The organism is Bradyrhizobium sp. CB1717, assembly GCF_029714325.1.
Classification (GTDB): Bacteria; Pseudomonadota; Alphaproteobacteria; order Rhizobiales; family Xanthobacteraceae; genus Bradyrhizobium.
On the sequence record NZ_CP121666.1, the window covers coordinates 423,691 to 437,891 of the forward strand.

The following is a 14,201-nucleotide window of genomic DNA, read 5'->3' on the forward strand; positions in this document are numbered from 1 at the left end:
ATGGACAAGACCCAGCCGCATCCGCTGTTCAAGCTTGCGACCGAGCTCGGTCCGCTGCTCGTGTTCTTCTTCGTCAATGCGAAGTTCAACCTGTTCGCCGCGACCGGCGCCTTCATGGTCGCGATCGTCGTGGCGATGGCCGCCTCCTACGTGGTGACGCGCCACATCCCGATCATGGCGATCGTGACGGGCGTGATCGTGCTGGTGTTCGGCACGCTGACCCTGGTGCTGCACGACGAGACCTTCATCAAGGTCAAGCCGACCATCATCTACGGCCTGTTCGCCGCGATCCTCGGCGGCGGCCTGTTGTTCGGCCGCTCGTTCATCGCCGTGATGTTCGACCAGATGTTCAATTTGACGCCGCAGGGCTGGCGCATCCTCACGCTGCGCTGGGCGCTGTTCTTCGCCGGCATGGCGGTGCTGAACGAGATCGTCTGGCGCACCCAGAGCACGGATTTCTGGGTGAACTTCAAGGTGTTCGGCGTCACCCCGATCACGATGATCTTCGCGGTCGCCCAGATGCCGCTGACCAAGCGCTACGGGATCGAGCCCGCGTCGCTGGAGACCAGCGAGGCTGAGGCCGGGGACGTGAGGAAGGGGTAGCTGTTGGAGTCATTCCGGGGCGATGCGACAGCATCGAACCCGGAATCTCGAGATTCCGGGTTCACGCTTCGCGTGCCCCGGAATGACGGTGACTATTTCAACGCCTTCTCCATCTGCGGCAGCAACACCGTCCGCAGATTGTCCGGCGTGATCGGCCCCACCAGCTTGTAGACGATGGTGCCTTCGCGCCCGACGACGAACGTCTCCGGCACGCCGTAGACGCCCCATTCGATCGAGGCGCGGCCGTTGGCGTCGACGCCGACGCGGCTGAACGGGTTGCCGTAGCGCCCCAGGAAGCGGCGCGCGTTGTCGGCTGCGTCCTTGTAGTTGATGCCGACGAGCTGGAAGCGCTTGTCCTTGGCGAGCTCGGTCAGCAGCGGTGCTTCGTCGTGACACGGCACGCACCAGGACGCCCAGACATTGACGAGGCTGACCTTGCCCTTGAAGGCGGCGGGATCGAGCCCCGGCACCTGTGCGCCATTGTCCTGTAATCCCTCCAGCTCCGGCAGCGCGGTCTGCGGTGCGGGCCGGCCGATCAGCGCGGAGGGAATCCGGGAGATATCGCCGCTGCCGAGCCGGAACCAGAACAGCAGCGCCAATCCAATGAAGGCGATCAGCGGCAGCACCATCAGGAAGGTGCGGCGCTGCGGCGCGCCGGAGGTCGATTGATCGCTCATGATGCGTCCATCGCGCTGCGGCCCGAGCGGCGGGTGACGCCGCTACGGTCGAGCTCGTGCAGGCGCCGGGTCTGGTTGCGATAGTCGAGCACGATCCAGCCGATCAGGATCACGATCACGAGGGCCGCAGCGGCATAGGACGTCACGATGAAGGAGGCGTAGGGACCGAGCGACATCATCACGCCGCCCCTTTTGACGTGTTTTCCTGACGCGAACCGGTGCCCACCTCGTTCGAAAACGCGACGCGGCTCGCCTGCATCATCTGCAGCGAGCGGACCCGGCGGCGCAAAATCTCGTTGCGCATCGCCGCCAGATGCAGCGTGACGAACAGCAGCGTGAATCCGATCGCCATCACCAAAAGCGGAATCAGGAAGGATTTGTCGAGCGTCGAGCCGCCCACGCGCATCACCGAGGCTGGCTGGTGCAGCGTGTTCCACCAGTCGACCGAGAACTTGATGATCGGCAGGTTGATCGCCCCGACCAGTGTCAGCACCGCCGCGGCGCGCGCCGCGCGCGAGGGATCGTCGACCGCACGCCACAGCGCCATCAGGCCGAGATACATCAGGAACAGGATCAGCACCGAGGTCAGCCGCGCGTCCCATTCCCAATAGGTGCCCCACATTGGCCGGCCCCACAGCGAGCCCGTGAGCAGCGCGAGGAAAGTGAAGCTGGCACCGATCGGTGCTGCGGCTTTCGCGGCGACGTCGGCGAGCGGATGCCGCCACACCAGCGTGCCGAGCGAGGCGATGCTCATCACGCCCCAGACGAACATCGACAGCCAGGCATTGGGCACGTGGATGAACATGATCTTGACGGTCGCGCCCTGCTGGTAGTCGTCGGGCGCAAGCGCCGATTGATAGAGGCCGATGGCGAGCAGGATGACGGTCGCACCCGCAAGCCATGGCAACACCCGCGCTGTCAGCGCGAGGAACCGCGTGGGGTTGGCGAGGTCGATCAGCGTCATGGTATCCTGATAATCACCGGTTGATGCTCACGCAATCAGCATAAAAGCGCGCCACGAAAGTTGATCGGGGTCAAGGTCAGTCCAGTCCAACTCAATCCAGTCCATGCCGCAGGCTCGCCGCCGCCGCGAAGGGGCCGACCACGAGGCTGACCAGCGACAGCGCGCACAGGATCGAGAACGGCGCTCCGAACGTCATGGGACCGACGATCGCGGCCTGCGAGGCCGCGACGCCGAAGATCAGCACGGGAATCGACAGCGGCAGCACCAGTACGGCCATGAGCAGCCCGCCGCGATGCAGCGTCACCGCCAGCCCCGCGCCGATCATGCCGGTAAACGTCAGCGCCGGCGTGCCCGCCAGCAGCGTCAGCGCCACCGCGCCGGTCGCGACCATGTCGAGATTCAGCAACAGGCCGAGTACGGGGGTTGCGACAATCAGCGGCAGGCCGGCGGCCAGCCAATGCGCCAGCGCCTTGGCGGCGCAGGCGAGTTCCAGCGGGGTCCGGCTCATCGTGATCAGGTCGAGCGAGCCGTCCTCATGGTCGGCCATGAACAGCCGGTCCAGGGTGAGCAGGCTCGCCAGCAGCGCGCCGAGCCAGAGGATCGCCGGCCCCAGCCGCGACAGCAGCGCCAGGTCCGGCCCGACCGCGAACGGCATCAGCACCACCACGGTCAGGAAGAACAGCACCCCGATCAGCGCCCCGCCGCCGACGCGGAGCGCGATCCGGATGTCCCGGCGGATGAGAGCGGAGAGGGCGGTCATGGGGTGGCGCTTTCGGGGGCGACGCGGCTTTGAGGGCCCGGCTCGCGCGCCAGGCAAACTGTGCTCCCTCCCCCCCTGTGGGGGAGGGCGGGAGGGGGGTAGCCCCGGGCGAGATGCTCGTTCGAGGCGAGCCGCCAGCAACGGAGCTCTCCTCTCCAAGACGCTAGAGCCGATAGAGCACGCCGTGTGGCACCCCCTCCCTGCCCCTCCCCCACAAGGGGGGAGGGAACGGAGAGAGCCGAGTCTGGCCGCTTGGAAAACTGAGGGTGCCCGAACTTCATGCTATTCCCCCGATCCGCAGCTCCCGCGAATCGATCCCCAGCGGCGCATGGGTCGCCGCGATGATCATGCCGCCGCGGGCGAGGTGCTCCCGCATCAGGCCGCCGAACATGTCCTGGCCGGCCACGTCCAGTGCGGCGGTCGGCTCGTCCAGCAACCAGATCCGGCGCCTGATCGTGAGCAGCCGGGCCAGCGAGAGCCGGCGGCGCTGGCCGGCGGACAGGAAGGCGGCGGGCAGATGGGTGGCGTGGTCGAGGCCGACGGCCTCGAGGCTCGCGGCGCCGTCGCCCCGCTCCCCGCCCAGAAAATCAGCCCAGAATGCCAGATTTTCGGCCACGCTCAGCGCCGGCTTCAGGGCGTCGCGATGGCCGAGATAGTGGCACTGTTCGGGTAGCGTCATTTCGGCGTCGCCCCCGTCCAGTATGATTCTGCCGCCAGCCGGAATGAGCAGACCGGCGATCAGCCGCAGCAGCGAGGTCTTGCCCGACCCGTTGCGACCCGTCACCGCCACGGCTTCGCCGGAGACGGCCTCGAAATCGAGCCCGGAAAACACCTCGCGCCCGCCGCGTACGCAGGCGACCCCGCGTCCGGACAGTTGCATCTTGGCTTGATCCAGTCCGCTCAAAGCCAGGCCTCAGGAAATCTTGGGGTAGCGCATGGGAATTTTTGGCTCGGCAATTGCTGCGGCACGATTGTGGCTGTGGCGGTGCGGTTAGAAAGCTTCTATAAGCCCGGAACTACTTGATGCAGCAACTCAACCTGCCCCTGCAAGCGACCCAGCCTGCTACGCTGACGGTGTTAAAATACCCTGCCGGGTATAACTAACAATTGGGATTTCCTACATGACCTCGCTCGACAGCTTCAAATGCAAAAAGACCCTCAAGGTCGGCGCCAAGACCTATGTCTATTACAGCCTGCCCACGGCCGAGAAGAATGGTCTGAAGGGAATTTCGAAACTCCCCTATTCGATGAAGGTCCTGCTCGAGAACCTCCTGCGCAACGAGGACGGCCGCTCGGTCAAGAAGGAAGACATCGTCGCGGTGTCGAAGTGGCTGCGCAAGAAGTCGCTGGAGCATGAGATCGCCTTCCGCCCGGCCCGCGTGCTGATGCAGGATTTTACGGGCGTTCCGGCCGTGGTCGACCTGGCTGCAATGCGCAACGCCATGCAGAAGCTCGGTGGTGACGCCGAGAAGATCAACCCGCTGGTGCCGGTCGATCTCGTCATCGACCACTCCGTGATCGTGAACTTCTTCGGCGACAACAAGGCTTTCGCCAAGAACGTCACCGAGGAATACAAGCAGAACCAGGAGCGCTACGAGTTCCTGAAGTGGGGCCAGAAGGCGTTCTCGAACTTCTCCGTCGTGCCGCCCGGCACCGGCATCTGCCACCAGGTCAATCTCGAATATCTCTCCCAGACGGTGTGGACCAAGAAGGAGAAGATGACGGTCGGCAAGAAGACCGGCACCTTCGAGGTCGCCTATCCCGACTCGCTGGTCGGCACCGACTCCCACACCACCATGGTCAACGGTCTCGCCGTGCTCGGCTGGGGCGTCGGCGGCATCGAGGCGGAAGCCTGCATGCTCGGCCAGCCGCTGTCGATGCTGCTGCCCAACGTCGTCGGCTTCAAGCTGAAGGGCGCGATGAAGGAAGGCGTCACCGCCACCGACCTCGTGCTGACCGTGACGCAGATGCTGCGCAAGCTCGGCGTCGTCGGCAAGTTCGTCGAGTTCTTCGGCCCCGGCCTCGACAATCTCTCGGTCGCCGACAAGGCGACCATCGCCAACATGGCGCCCGAATACGGCGCGACCTGCGGCTTCTTCCCGGTCGACGCCGCCGCGATCGACTACCTCAAGACCTCCGGCCGCGCTGCACCGCGCGTCGCGCTGGTGCAGGCCTATGCCAAGGCGCAAGGGCTCTTCCGCACCGCCAAGTCGGCCGACCCCGTGTTCACGGAGACGTTGACGCTCGACCTCGCCGACGTGGTGCCCTCGATGGCCGGCCCGAAGCGTCCCGAAGGCCGCATCGCGCTGCCGTCGGTCGCCGAAGGCTTCTCGGTCGCGCTCGGCACCGAGTACAAGAAGGCCGAGGAGCCGACGAAGCGCTTCGCCGTCGAGGGCAAGGATTTCGAGATCGGCCATGGCGACGTCGTGATCGCGGCCATCACCTCCTGCACCAACACCTCGAACCCGAGCGTGCTGATCGGTGCCGGCCTGCTGGCGCGCAACGCGGCTGCCAAGGGCCTGAAGGCAAAACCGTGGGTGAAGACCTCGCTCGCCCCGGGCAGCCAGGTGGTCGCGGGCTATCTCGCCGATTCCGGTCTGCAGAAGGATCTCGACAAGGTCGGCTTCAACCTGGTCGGCTTCGGCTGCACCACCTGCATCGGCAATTCCGGTCCGCTGCCGGAGGAGATCTCGAAGTCGATCAACGACAACGGCATCGTCGCCGCCGCCGTGCTCTCCGGTAACCGCAACTTCGAAGGCCGCGTCTCGCCGGACGTGCAGGCGAACTACCTGGCCTCGCCGCCGCTCGTCGTCGCCCACGCGCTCGCGGGCAGCGTGACGAAGAATCTCGCCGTCGAGCCGCTCGGCGAAGGCAAGGACGGCAAGCCGGTGTACCTCAAGGACATCTGGCCGACGACGAAGGAGATCAACGCCTTCATGAAGAAGTTCGTGACCGCGTCGATCTTCAAGAAAAAGTATGCCGACGTGTTCAAGGGCGATACCAACTGGCGCAAGATCAAGACGGTCGAGAGCGAGACCTATCGCTGGAACATGTCTTCGACCTACGTGCAGAACCCGCCCTATTTCGAAGGGATGAAGAAGGAGCCGGAGCCGGTCACCGACATCGTCGAGGCGCGCGTCCTCGCCATGTTCGGCGACAAGATCACCACCGACCACATCTCGCCGGCCGGTTCGATCAAGCTCACCTCGCCCGCGGGCAAGTATCTCAGCGAGCACCAGGTGCGTCCGGCCGACTTCAACCAGTACGGCACGCGTCGCGGCAACCATGAAGTCATGATGCGCGGCACCTTCGCCAACATCCGCATCAAGAACTTCATGCTCAAGGGCGCTGACGGCAACATTCCGGAAGGCGGCCTCACCAAGCACTGGCCGGACGGCGAGCAGATGTCGATCTACGACGCCGCGATGAAGTACCAGCAGGAGCAGGTGCCGCTGGTGGTGTTCGCCGGCGCCGAATACGGCAACGGTTCCTCGCGCGACTGGGCTGCGAAGGGCACCCGTCTGCTCGGCGTTCGCGCCGTGATCTGCCAGAGCTTCGAGCGCATCCACCGCTCCAACCTGGTCGGCATGGGCGTGCTGCCGCTGACCTTCGAGGAAGGCACCTCATGGTCGTCGCTCGGCCTCAAGGGCGACGAGAAGGTCACGCTGCGCGGCCTCGTCGGCGACCTCAAGCCGCGCCAGAAGCTGACTGCGGAGATCGTCTCCGGCGACGGTTCGTTGCAGCGCGTTTCGCTGCTCTGCCGCATCGATACGCTGGACGAGCTCGACTACTACCGGAACGGCGGCATTCTGCACTACGTGCTGCGCAAGCTCGCGGCCTAAGCGCGAATTTGTGAACGGTGGCTCACTGCGACGTGAGTAGAAGGTTAAACGAAGGCGGCCTATCACAAGGCCGCCTTCGCGCGTTTGCGGCATGTTTTGGATGGGCCCATCCGGCGGAAAATCGGCTTGGCACGGTTTCCTGGATGGTTGAGCATGCCGCGCCCCGTAAGACTACGGTGACCATCAATCGATAAGATTCCCCCTCCCACGAGCTTTGGTGTGCGGCGTTCGACATGACAACAATGACGGCTTCCCATCTGATTTCACGTTGGTCCGGTGCCCTCTGGTCGGGAGCACTCGGCATCTGTGCAATCGTCGCCGTCATCCGTCCCGCACACGCCGATCCCCGCGCCGTTGTCGAATTGTTTACCTCGCAGGGCTGCTCGTCCTGCCCACCCGCCGACAAGATCATCGGCGACCTCTCCAGCGATCCCTCGATCATCGCGCTGAGCATGCCGATCGATTATTGGGACTATCTCGGCTGGAAGGACACGCTGGCGGATTCGCGTTTCTCTGCACGGCAGCGTGCCTATTCACGCATGCGCGGTGACCGCGAGGTCTACACGCCGCAGGTCGTGGTGAACGGCTCGACGCATGTCATCGGCAGCGATCGCGCCGGCATCGAGAGCGCGATCGGCAAGACCGACAAGGGCACCGGCGTGATGAGCGTTCCGGTGACGATGTCGCTCGCGGGCAAGCAGATCAACGTCTCGGTCGCCGCGAGCAATGAGCCGGCTGTCTCGCATGGCGAGGTCTGGATCTGCTCGATCGCCAAGTCGGTCCCGATCGCGATCGCCAAGGGCGAAAATCGCGGGCAGCAGATCACCTACCACAACGTGGTGCGCAACCTGCTCAAGGTCGGCGATTGGAACGGCCGTGCCGAAAGCTGGACCGTGCCGATCGAGAACCTCACGCGCGACGGCGTCGACGGCGCAGTGGTCTACGTGCAGGACGGCAGCCGCGAGAAGCCGGGCCCGATGTTAGGTGCGGCGTACACGTCGCTGCACTGATTCTTTCTAGCGTCGCACTCGCTTTCGCTCCTCATGGTGAGGAGCGCGCTCTTGCGCGCGTCTCGAACCATGAAGGGCCCCGCTGATGCAGCTCAGGCCTCGATCCTTCGAGACGCCGCGCGAAGAGCGCGGCCCTCAGGATGATGGGAGAGAGTTTGCGCAGCGGTGGAAGGGAGCGGCGTCGCGCCGGAAACATCCGGGCACAAACAAAAAAGGACCAACTCGCGTTGGCCCTCCTTGTCGCGCGTACAGACCCGATCCTGTTCGACCCCGGGGGGCTGGGGGCTGAGGAATCCGGAACCGAAAGGACCGGGTCAACGCACATCAGTCTTTTCGCAATGCAGGGCGGCAGGCGCTGGGCGGAAAAGCGGCGAGACTAAGATTCTTGAGCACGATCCCGTGACGGTTCGTCGCGACAGAGTTCCACCCCTGCGTGTGGCCCGGTTCGTACCCGATTCCACCGGTTGAGCCATAAGACCCTTTGGAGACTCTTTGGGGCTTTGTCCCGAGTTCCATCGAGAGCCCTTGCGGAGGACAGCGGTTGGCGCGATCATGCAACTGTCATGATCCGCGGCTCCGGGGACGGTTTTCGCGGACGCGGTCATGTTGTGCGACGAGGAGGCGCTTCCCATGAGCCTGACGCCGGAGGATGCCGATCCGAGCGGGCAGCGCGCGGCGGCGCGCCCCGCCGCTGCGAACGCGCAGTCGAACCGGGTCACCTTCGACCGGCTCGAGCTGCATCGTATTCTCAATCTCTATGGCCGCATGGTTGCCGAGGGCGAGTGGCGCGACTACGCCATCGACTTCCTCAGGGATCGCGCGGTGTTCTCGGTCTATCGCCGCGCCTCGGAAGTGCCGATCTATCGCATCGAGAAGGACCCGCGCCTCGCACGCAAGCAGGGCATGTACAGCGTGATCTCGGCGACGGGCCTGATCCTGCGCCGCGGCCACGAGCTCGACCGCGTGTTGCTGGTGATCGACCGCAAGCTGGCGGTGGTGTAGCGGCACGAACGGCGCCGTAGGGTGGGCAAAGGCGCGCAGCGCCGTGCCCACGCCCTTCCTCGATCGCCGCAGATGGTGGGCACGCTATCGCTTTGCCCACCCTACGAGACCTACTTTGTTGGCACCGTCTTCGCGCCCTCGCCGAGGTCGCGCTGCATCATCACCGTATCAAGCCAGCGGCCGAATTTCAGCCCGACATTGGGATGCGTGCCGATCATCTTGAAGCCGCCCCTGGTATGCACGCCGATCGAGCCGGCGTTGGCGGAATCGCCGATCACCGCGATCATCTGGCGGAAGCCGCGCGCCTCGCATTCGGTGATCAGCCGCTCCAGCAGCTTTGAGCCGACGCCGCGGCGGTGGAAGGAGGGATCGAGATAGATCGAGTTCTCCACGGTGAAGCGGTAGGCCGGCCGCGGCCGGTAGGCGCCGGCATAGGCGTATCCGGCCACGCGCCCGTCGAGGATCGCGACGAAATAGGGATAGCCGCCGTCGACCAGCGCGCGATAGCGGCGCGTCATCTCGGCGAGGTCGGGCGGATCCAGCTCGAACGTCGCCGTGCCCTCGCGGACGGCCTGCTGGTAGATGGCGGTGATGGCGGGAAGGTCGGCCTCGATGGTGGGCCTGATTTCAGGTGCGGACATGGGGGAAGATTAGAGCCTTCCGGAGACTGCTGGAAGAGGCTGTTCCGCTTCCACACCCGTCATTGCGAGCGCAGCGAAGCAATCCAGAAATGCATCCGCGGAAGGACTCTGGATTGCTTCGTCGCAAGGGCTCCTCGCAATGACGAGGAGAGGCCGCCCTTGTAGCCCGGATGGAGCGAAGCGAAATCCGGGGCAGGTCTATCCGCGGACCCGACGTTCCCGGATTGCGCTGCGCTCCATCCGGGCTACGGGACGCTCCCGCCCCAAACAAAAACCCCGGCCCCTCGGCCAGGGTTCGTGTCCGTTCTCTCGTCTCGGAGCTCAGTCGCGCTGGCCGAGGAGCTGCAGGAGCAGCGTGAACAGGTTGATGAAGTTCAGGTACAGCGACAGCGCGCCGGTGATGGCCGCACGCTCTGCGATGTCACCGCCGGCCGAGGCGTAGCCGTAGATGTAGTCGTTCTTCAGCCGCTGCGTATCCCAGGCGGTGAGGCCCGCGAACACCAGCACGCCGACCACCGACACGATGAACTGCAGCATCGAGCTCGCCAGGAACAGGTTCACAAGGCTCGCGATGATGATGCCGATCAGGCCCATGAACAGGAACGAGCCCATGCCGGTCAGGTCACGCTTGGTGGTGTAGCCGTAGAGGCTGAGCGCACCGAAGGTCGCCGCGGTGATGAAGAACACCCGCACGATCGAGGTGTGGGTGAACACCAGGAAGATCGACGACAGCGAGATGCCCATCAGCGCCGAGAACACCCAGAACAGGATCTGGGCGGTCGAGGGGGCGAGGCGGTTGATGCCCGCCGAGATCACGAACACCATCGCGAGCGGCGCGAGCATGAACAGCCACTTCAGGGGGCTGACGAACATCGCGTAGCCGAACGGCGTCAGGAACAGCTTGCCGACGCGGACGGCGTCCGCCGTCGGGACGTCGGTCACGGCGGCCATGTAGACGCCGAGCGCGGCAAGGCCCGTGATGGCGAGGCCAATGCTCATGTAATTGTAGATGCGCAGCATATAAGCGCGCAGGCCGGCATCGACCGTCGCGGCGTCGACACGCCCGGCGGCCCTGCCGAAAGGAGAAGCGTAGTTACGGTCTAGGTCCGACATGGTCGAATTCCCGTTGGTTGGCCGGTCCGGCACGAGGGTCGCCATGCCGCCGGTTCGTCAAACTCTATCTCGGATACCGCTGCCTGCCGACTAAATTTTGGCTAACAATCGGGGCTCCGAACCCATTCGATATGTGGGAAACTAACACATTCGCTGCAACCGTCCACGCGCGGCTGAATGTCGCCCTTGGCTGCAATCCAGACGGGCGGGCGTGGTTAATCGCAGGAATCGTGCGATTTCGCTACCGCACGGCTGCCCGCTACCATTTGTCACAAATTCCGCAACACCGTGGCGGGCTTTTTGTTCAACGCCAGCAGCGTGCCGGCGAGCCCGAGCCCGACCGTGACGATCAGGGCGGCCACCACCACGCCGGCCGCGCTGCCGGCCTGCCAGACGAAGCTGAGCGTCATCAGCCGCGTCACGATCATCCAGGCCGCGATGCTGCCGGCGATCACGCCGAACACGGCGGTGGCGAGCCCGATCAGGAGGTATTCGAGCGCATAGGCGCCGAGCAGCCGCAGCCGCGTCGCGCCCAGGGTCTTAAGGATTACCGCATCATAGACCCGGTGACGGTGGCCGGCGGCGAGCGCCCCGCCCAGCACCAGGATCGCCGAGATCAGGGTCACCGCGCTGGCGCCGCGGATCGCCAGCGCCAGATTGGTCACGACCGAGCCGACCGTCTCCATCACCTCGCGCACGCGCACGCTCGTCACCATGGGGTAGGCGTCGGCCACCTGCTTGATGATCTTGCCGTCGCCGGCGGCATCGCCGCCCGTCTCCGTCAGCGTCGCGATATGGGTGTGGGGCGCGCCCTTGAACGCGTTGGGCGAGAACACCAGCACGAAATTGATGCCCATCCCCTGCCAGTCGATGTTGCGCAGATTGCTGATCTTCGCCGGGATGTCGCGGCCGAGCACGTTGACCACCACCTCGTCGCCGAGCTTGAGGCCGAGCCCGTCGGCGATCTTCTTCTCCATCGAGACCAGCGGCGGGCCGGCATAGTCCGCGCTCCACCACTCGCCCTCGACCACCTTGGACCCCTTCGGCATCTCGGCCGTGTAGGTCAGGCCGCGGTCGCTCTGCAGCACCCATTCGGAATCGGTGGTGGGCTTGAGCTCCTCGGCGCGCACGCCGCGCGCGGCGACGATGCGCCCGCGCAGCATCGGCACGTCCTCGACCTTCGCGCTAGGGGCGATCTGGCGCAGATAGACGTCGAATTGCTCGGCCTGCGTGCTCGGGATGTCGATGAAGAAGAACGACGGAGCGCGGTCGGGCAGCGCCGCGAGGAACTGCCGGCGCAGATTGCCGTCAATCTGGGTGATGGTGACGAGCACGGCGAGCCCAAGGCCCAGCGACAGCACGACCGAGGGCGTCAACGCGCCCGGCCGGTGGATGTTGGCGATCGCAAGCCGCAGCATCGGCAGCCGCGACCGCGGCAACCGCCGCGCGACTGTCATCAGCAGGGCGGCGATGCCGCGCAGCAGGGCGAACACGACGACGGAGGAGGCCACGAACACCGCGGCGATGCGCTTGTCGAAGGAGAGCCCGATCACGACCGCGACGAGGAGGGCGATCACGACGCCCATGAACACGAGATAGCCGAGGCGCGGCCGGTGCCATTCGGAGCTGATGGTGTCGCGGAACAGCGCCGCCACCGGCACGTCGTGCACGCGCCCGAGCGGCCACAGGCCGAAGGCGAGCGCGGTCAGCAGGCCATAGACGAAGGACAGTGCGAGCTCGTCGGCATGCACGGCCGGCACCACCGGCAGCGGCAGCAGTTTTCCGAACAGCCCGACGATGGCGAAGGGCATGGCGGCGCCGAGCGCGAGGCCAATCACCGAGCCGATCGCGGCGAGCAGGAGAACCTGCGCCAGATAAATCCCGAACACATCGCGGCCCGTGGCGCCGACGGCCTTGAAGGCCGCGATCACCTCGAGCTTGCGGTCGATATGGCTCTTGACGGCGTTGGCGACGCCGACGCCGCCGACCAGCAGCGCGGCGAGGCCGACCAGCGTCAGGAACTGGGTGAAGCGGCTGATGTTGCGCTCCAGCTGCGGCGAGGCGTTGGAACGGCTGCGGATCTCCCAGCCGGCCTGCGGCGCCGCATTACGCGCGTCCGCGATGAAGGCTTCGGTGGCGCGCTCGTTGTTGGCGCTGTCGGGCAGCTTCACCCGGTACACCCAGCGCACCAGGCTGCCGGGCTGGATCAGCCCGGTGGCGCGCAAGGCCTCCTCGCTGATCAGGAAGCGCGGGCCGAAGCCGATGCCGCCGGCGAGCTTGTCCGGCTCGGCCTCGACGGTCGAGCGGATCTGGAAGGTCGCAGATCCAATGGTGACGCGATCGCCGGTCTTCAGCGAGAGCCGCGCCAGCAGCGTCGGATCGGCGGCGGCGCCGAACGCGCCGTCGCGCATCGCGAGCAGGTCGGCCATCGGCAGTGGTGGCGCCAGCGTCAGCTGTCCCAGCATCGGGTAGGTGTCGTCGACGGCCTTCATCTCGACCAGTGCGAGCTTGCCATCGGCCGAGCGCGCCATGCCGCGCAGCGTTGCGGCGGTCGAGACGGTGCCGCGCGAGCGCAGGAAGGCGACCTCGTCGGGCTTGGCCTCGCGCTGGAACAGCACGAACGACACGTCGCCGCCGAGCAGCGTGCGGCCTTCGCGGGCGAGCCCGTCGGACAGGCTCGCCGAGACCGAGCCGACGCCGGCGATCGCCATCACGCCGAGCGCGATGCAGGCGATGAAGACGTAGAAGCCGCGCAGGCCGCCGCGCAATTCGCGCAGCGCGTAGCGCAGCGACAGTGCGACGGCGTTCGGCTTCGCGAACGGTTCGGCAGCAGCGCTCATGCGGGCGCAGACTGCGTATCGATGCGCCCGGAGCGCAGACGGATGACGCGATCGCAGCGATGCGCCAGCGAGGAATCGTGCGTCACCAGCACCAAGGTCATGCCGCGCTCGGCATGCTTGGTGAAGAGCAGGTCGACGATCTGCTTTCCGGTGGCCTCATCGAGATTGCCGGTCGGCTCGTCGGCGACGAGGATGGCGGGATCGGGCGCCAGCGCGCGCGCAAGCGCAACGCGCTGCTGCTCGCCGCCGGAGAGCTGCGTCGGATAATGATGCAGGCGATCGCCGAGGCCGACCGATCGCAGCTCCTCTGCCGCGCGCTTGGCGGCGTCGGGATTGCCGGCAAGCTCGAGCGGCACGGCGACGTTCTCCAGCGCCGTCATGGTCGGGATCAGATGGAAGGACTGGAAGACGATGCCGACCTGGCGGCCGCGGAAGCGGGCTAGCGCGTCCTCGTCGAGGGCATTGAAAGGCGTGCCATTGACCACCACCTCTCCGCTATCAGGACGCTCCAGCCCAGCCATCACCATCAGCAGCGTGGATTTGCCCGAGCCTGACGGGCCGATCAGGCCGATCGTCTCGCCCGAGGCGACGCGCAGGCTGATATCCTTGAGGATGTGAACGCGTGCCGCGCCCGTGCCCAATGAGAGATTGACGTTGGAGATGGCGATGGTGTCCATCGCGGTCGTGGCGAGCGAAGAGGAATAGGTGTCCATGGTCCGGTCATATGGCAACTCCGATAGCGCGGTCGA

13 protein-coding genes are annotated in these 14,201 nt (G+C 65.7%); 4 read left to right on the top strand and 9 right to left on the bottom strand.

Features of this window, described 5'->3' with window-relative positions; translation table 11 throughout:
• Entirely contained in the window at positions 1-603 is a 603-nt protein-coding gene (locus QA649_RS02060; protein ID WP_283022744.1) for a septation protein A, read from the top strand.
• A gap of 92 nt (positions 604-695) precedes the next feature.
• Here the strand turns inward: QA649_RS02060 and QA649_RS02065 are convergent, their stop codons facing one another.
• From QA649_RS02065 to ccmA, 5 genes are all read right to left on the bottom strand, one after another.
• Complete coding sequence (locus QA649_RS02065; RefSeq protein ID WP_283022745.1) at positions 696-1,280, bottom strand: DsbE family thiol:disulfide interchange protein; 585 nt, start codon at positions 1,278-1,280, stop codon at positions 696-698.
• Positions 1,277-1,462 (bottom strand): heme exporter protein CcmD, encoded by a 186-nt coding sequence (gene ccmD, locus QA649_RS02070; RefSeq protein WP_283022746.1) that lies wholly within the window; start codon positions 1,460-1,462, stop codon positions 1,277-1,279. The genes QA649_RS02065 and ccmD overlap by 4 nt, the downstream gene beginning before the upstream one ends.
• On the bottom strand, positions 1,459-2,244 hold the full coding sequence (locus QA649_RS02075; protein ID WP_283022747.1) for a heme ABC transporter permease: 786 nt from the start codon (positions 2,242-2,244) through the stop codon (positions 1,459-1,461). Before QA649_RS02075 ends, ccmD begins: the two co-directional genes overlap by 4 nt.
• Positions 2,245-2,335: 91 nt before the next feature.
• The gene (gene ccmB, locus QA649_RS02080) at positions 2,336-3,004 is read right to left on the bottom strand and encodes a heme exporter protein CcmB (protein WP_130362890.1); all 669 of its coding nucleotides are present in this window, start codon (positions 3,002-3,004) and stop codon (positions 2,336-2,338) included.
• Positions 3,005-3,281: 277 nt separating this feature from the next.
• Positions 3,282-3,884: a heme ABC exporter ATP-binding protein CcmA gene (ccmA, locus tag QA649_RS02085; protein WP_283026234.1), complete on the bottom strand. Its 603-nt coding sequence runs from the start codon at positions 3,882-3,884 to the stop codon at positions 3,282-3,284.
• A gap of 241 nt (positions 3,885-4,125) precedes the next feature.
• On the opposite strand from ccmA, the gene acnA reads away from it, so the two are divergent.
• The 3 genes from acnA (at position 4,126) to QA649_RS02100 (ending at position 8,858) form a co-directional block, all read left to right on the top strand.
• Positions 4,126-6,846, top strand: a complete 2,721-nt coding sequence (acnA, locus tag QA649_RS02090) for an aconitate hydratase AcnA (RefSeq protein ID WP_283022748.1) — start codon at positions 4,126-4,128, stop codon at positions 6,844-6,846.
• A 233-nt stretch (positions 6,847-7,079) separates the two neighbouring features.
• Positions 7,080-7,856: a DUF1223 domain-containing protein gene (locus QA649_RS02095; RefSeq protein WP_260387481.1), complete on the top strand. Its 777-nt coding sequence runs from the start codon at positions 7,080-7,082 to the stop codon at positions 7,854-7,856.
• Between the two features lie 630 nt (positions 7,857-8,486).
• Positions 8,487-8,858 carry a DUF2794 domain-containing protein gene (locus QA649_RS02100; protein ID WP_283022749.1) on the top strand — a complete coding sequence of 124 codons (372 nt, stop codon included), beginning with the start codon at positions 8,487-8,489 and terminating at the stop codon, positions 8,856-8,858.
• A 110-nt stretch (positions 8,859-8,968) separates the two neighbouring features.
• Here QA649_RS02100 and QA649_RS02105 read toward each other — a convergent pair whose 3' ends face one another.
• The 4 genes from QA649_RS02105 to QA649_RS02120 form a co-directional block, all read right to left on the bottom strand.
• Entirely contained in the window at positions 8,969-9,499 is a 531-nt protein-coding gene (locus QA649_RS02105) for a GNAT family N-acetyltransferase (RefSeq protein ID WP_283022750.1), read from the bottom strand.
• 321 nt (positions 9,500-9,820) lie between these two features.
• On the bottom strand, positions 9,821-10,612 hold the full coding sequence (locus tag QA649_RS02110) for a Bax inhibitor-1/YccA family protein (RefSeq protein WP_026312126.1): 792 nt from the start codon (positions 10,610-10,612) through the stop codon (positions 9,821-9,823).
• 269 nt (positions 10,613-10,881) lie between these two features.
• Positions 10,882-13,452 carry an FtsX-like permease family protein gene (locus QA649_RS02115; RefSeq protein ID WP_283022751.1) on the bottom strand — a complete coding sequence of 857 codons (2,571 nt, stop codon included), beginning with the start codon at positions 13,450-13,452 and terminating at the stop codon, positions 10,882-10,884.
• Entirely contained in the window at positions 13,449-14,165 is a 717-nt protein-coding gene (locus QA649_RS02120) for an ABC transporter ATP-binding protein (RefSeq protein WP_283022752.1), read from the bottom strand. Before QA649_RS02120 ends, QA649_RS02115 begins: the two co-directional genes overlap by 4 nt.
• Positions 14,166-14,201: the final 36 nt, after the last annotated feature.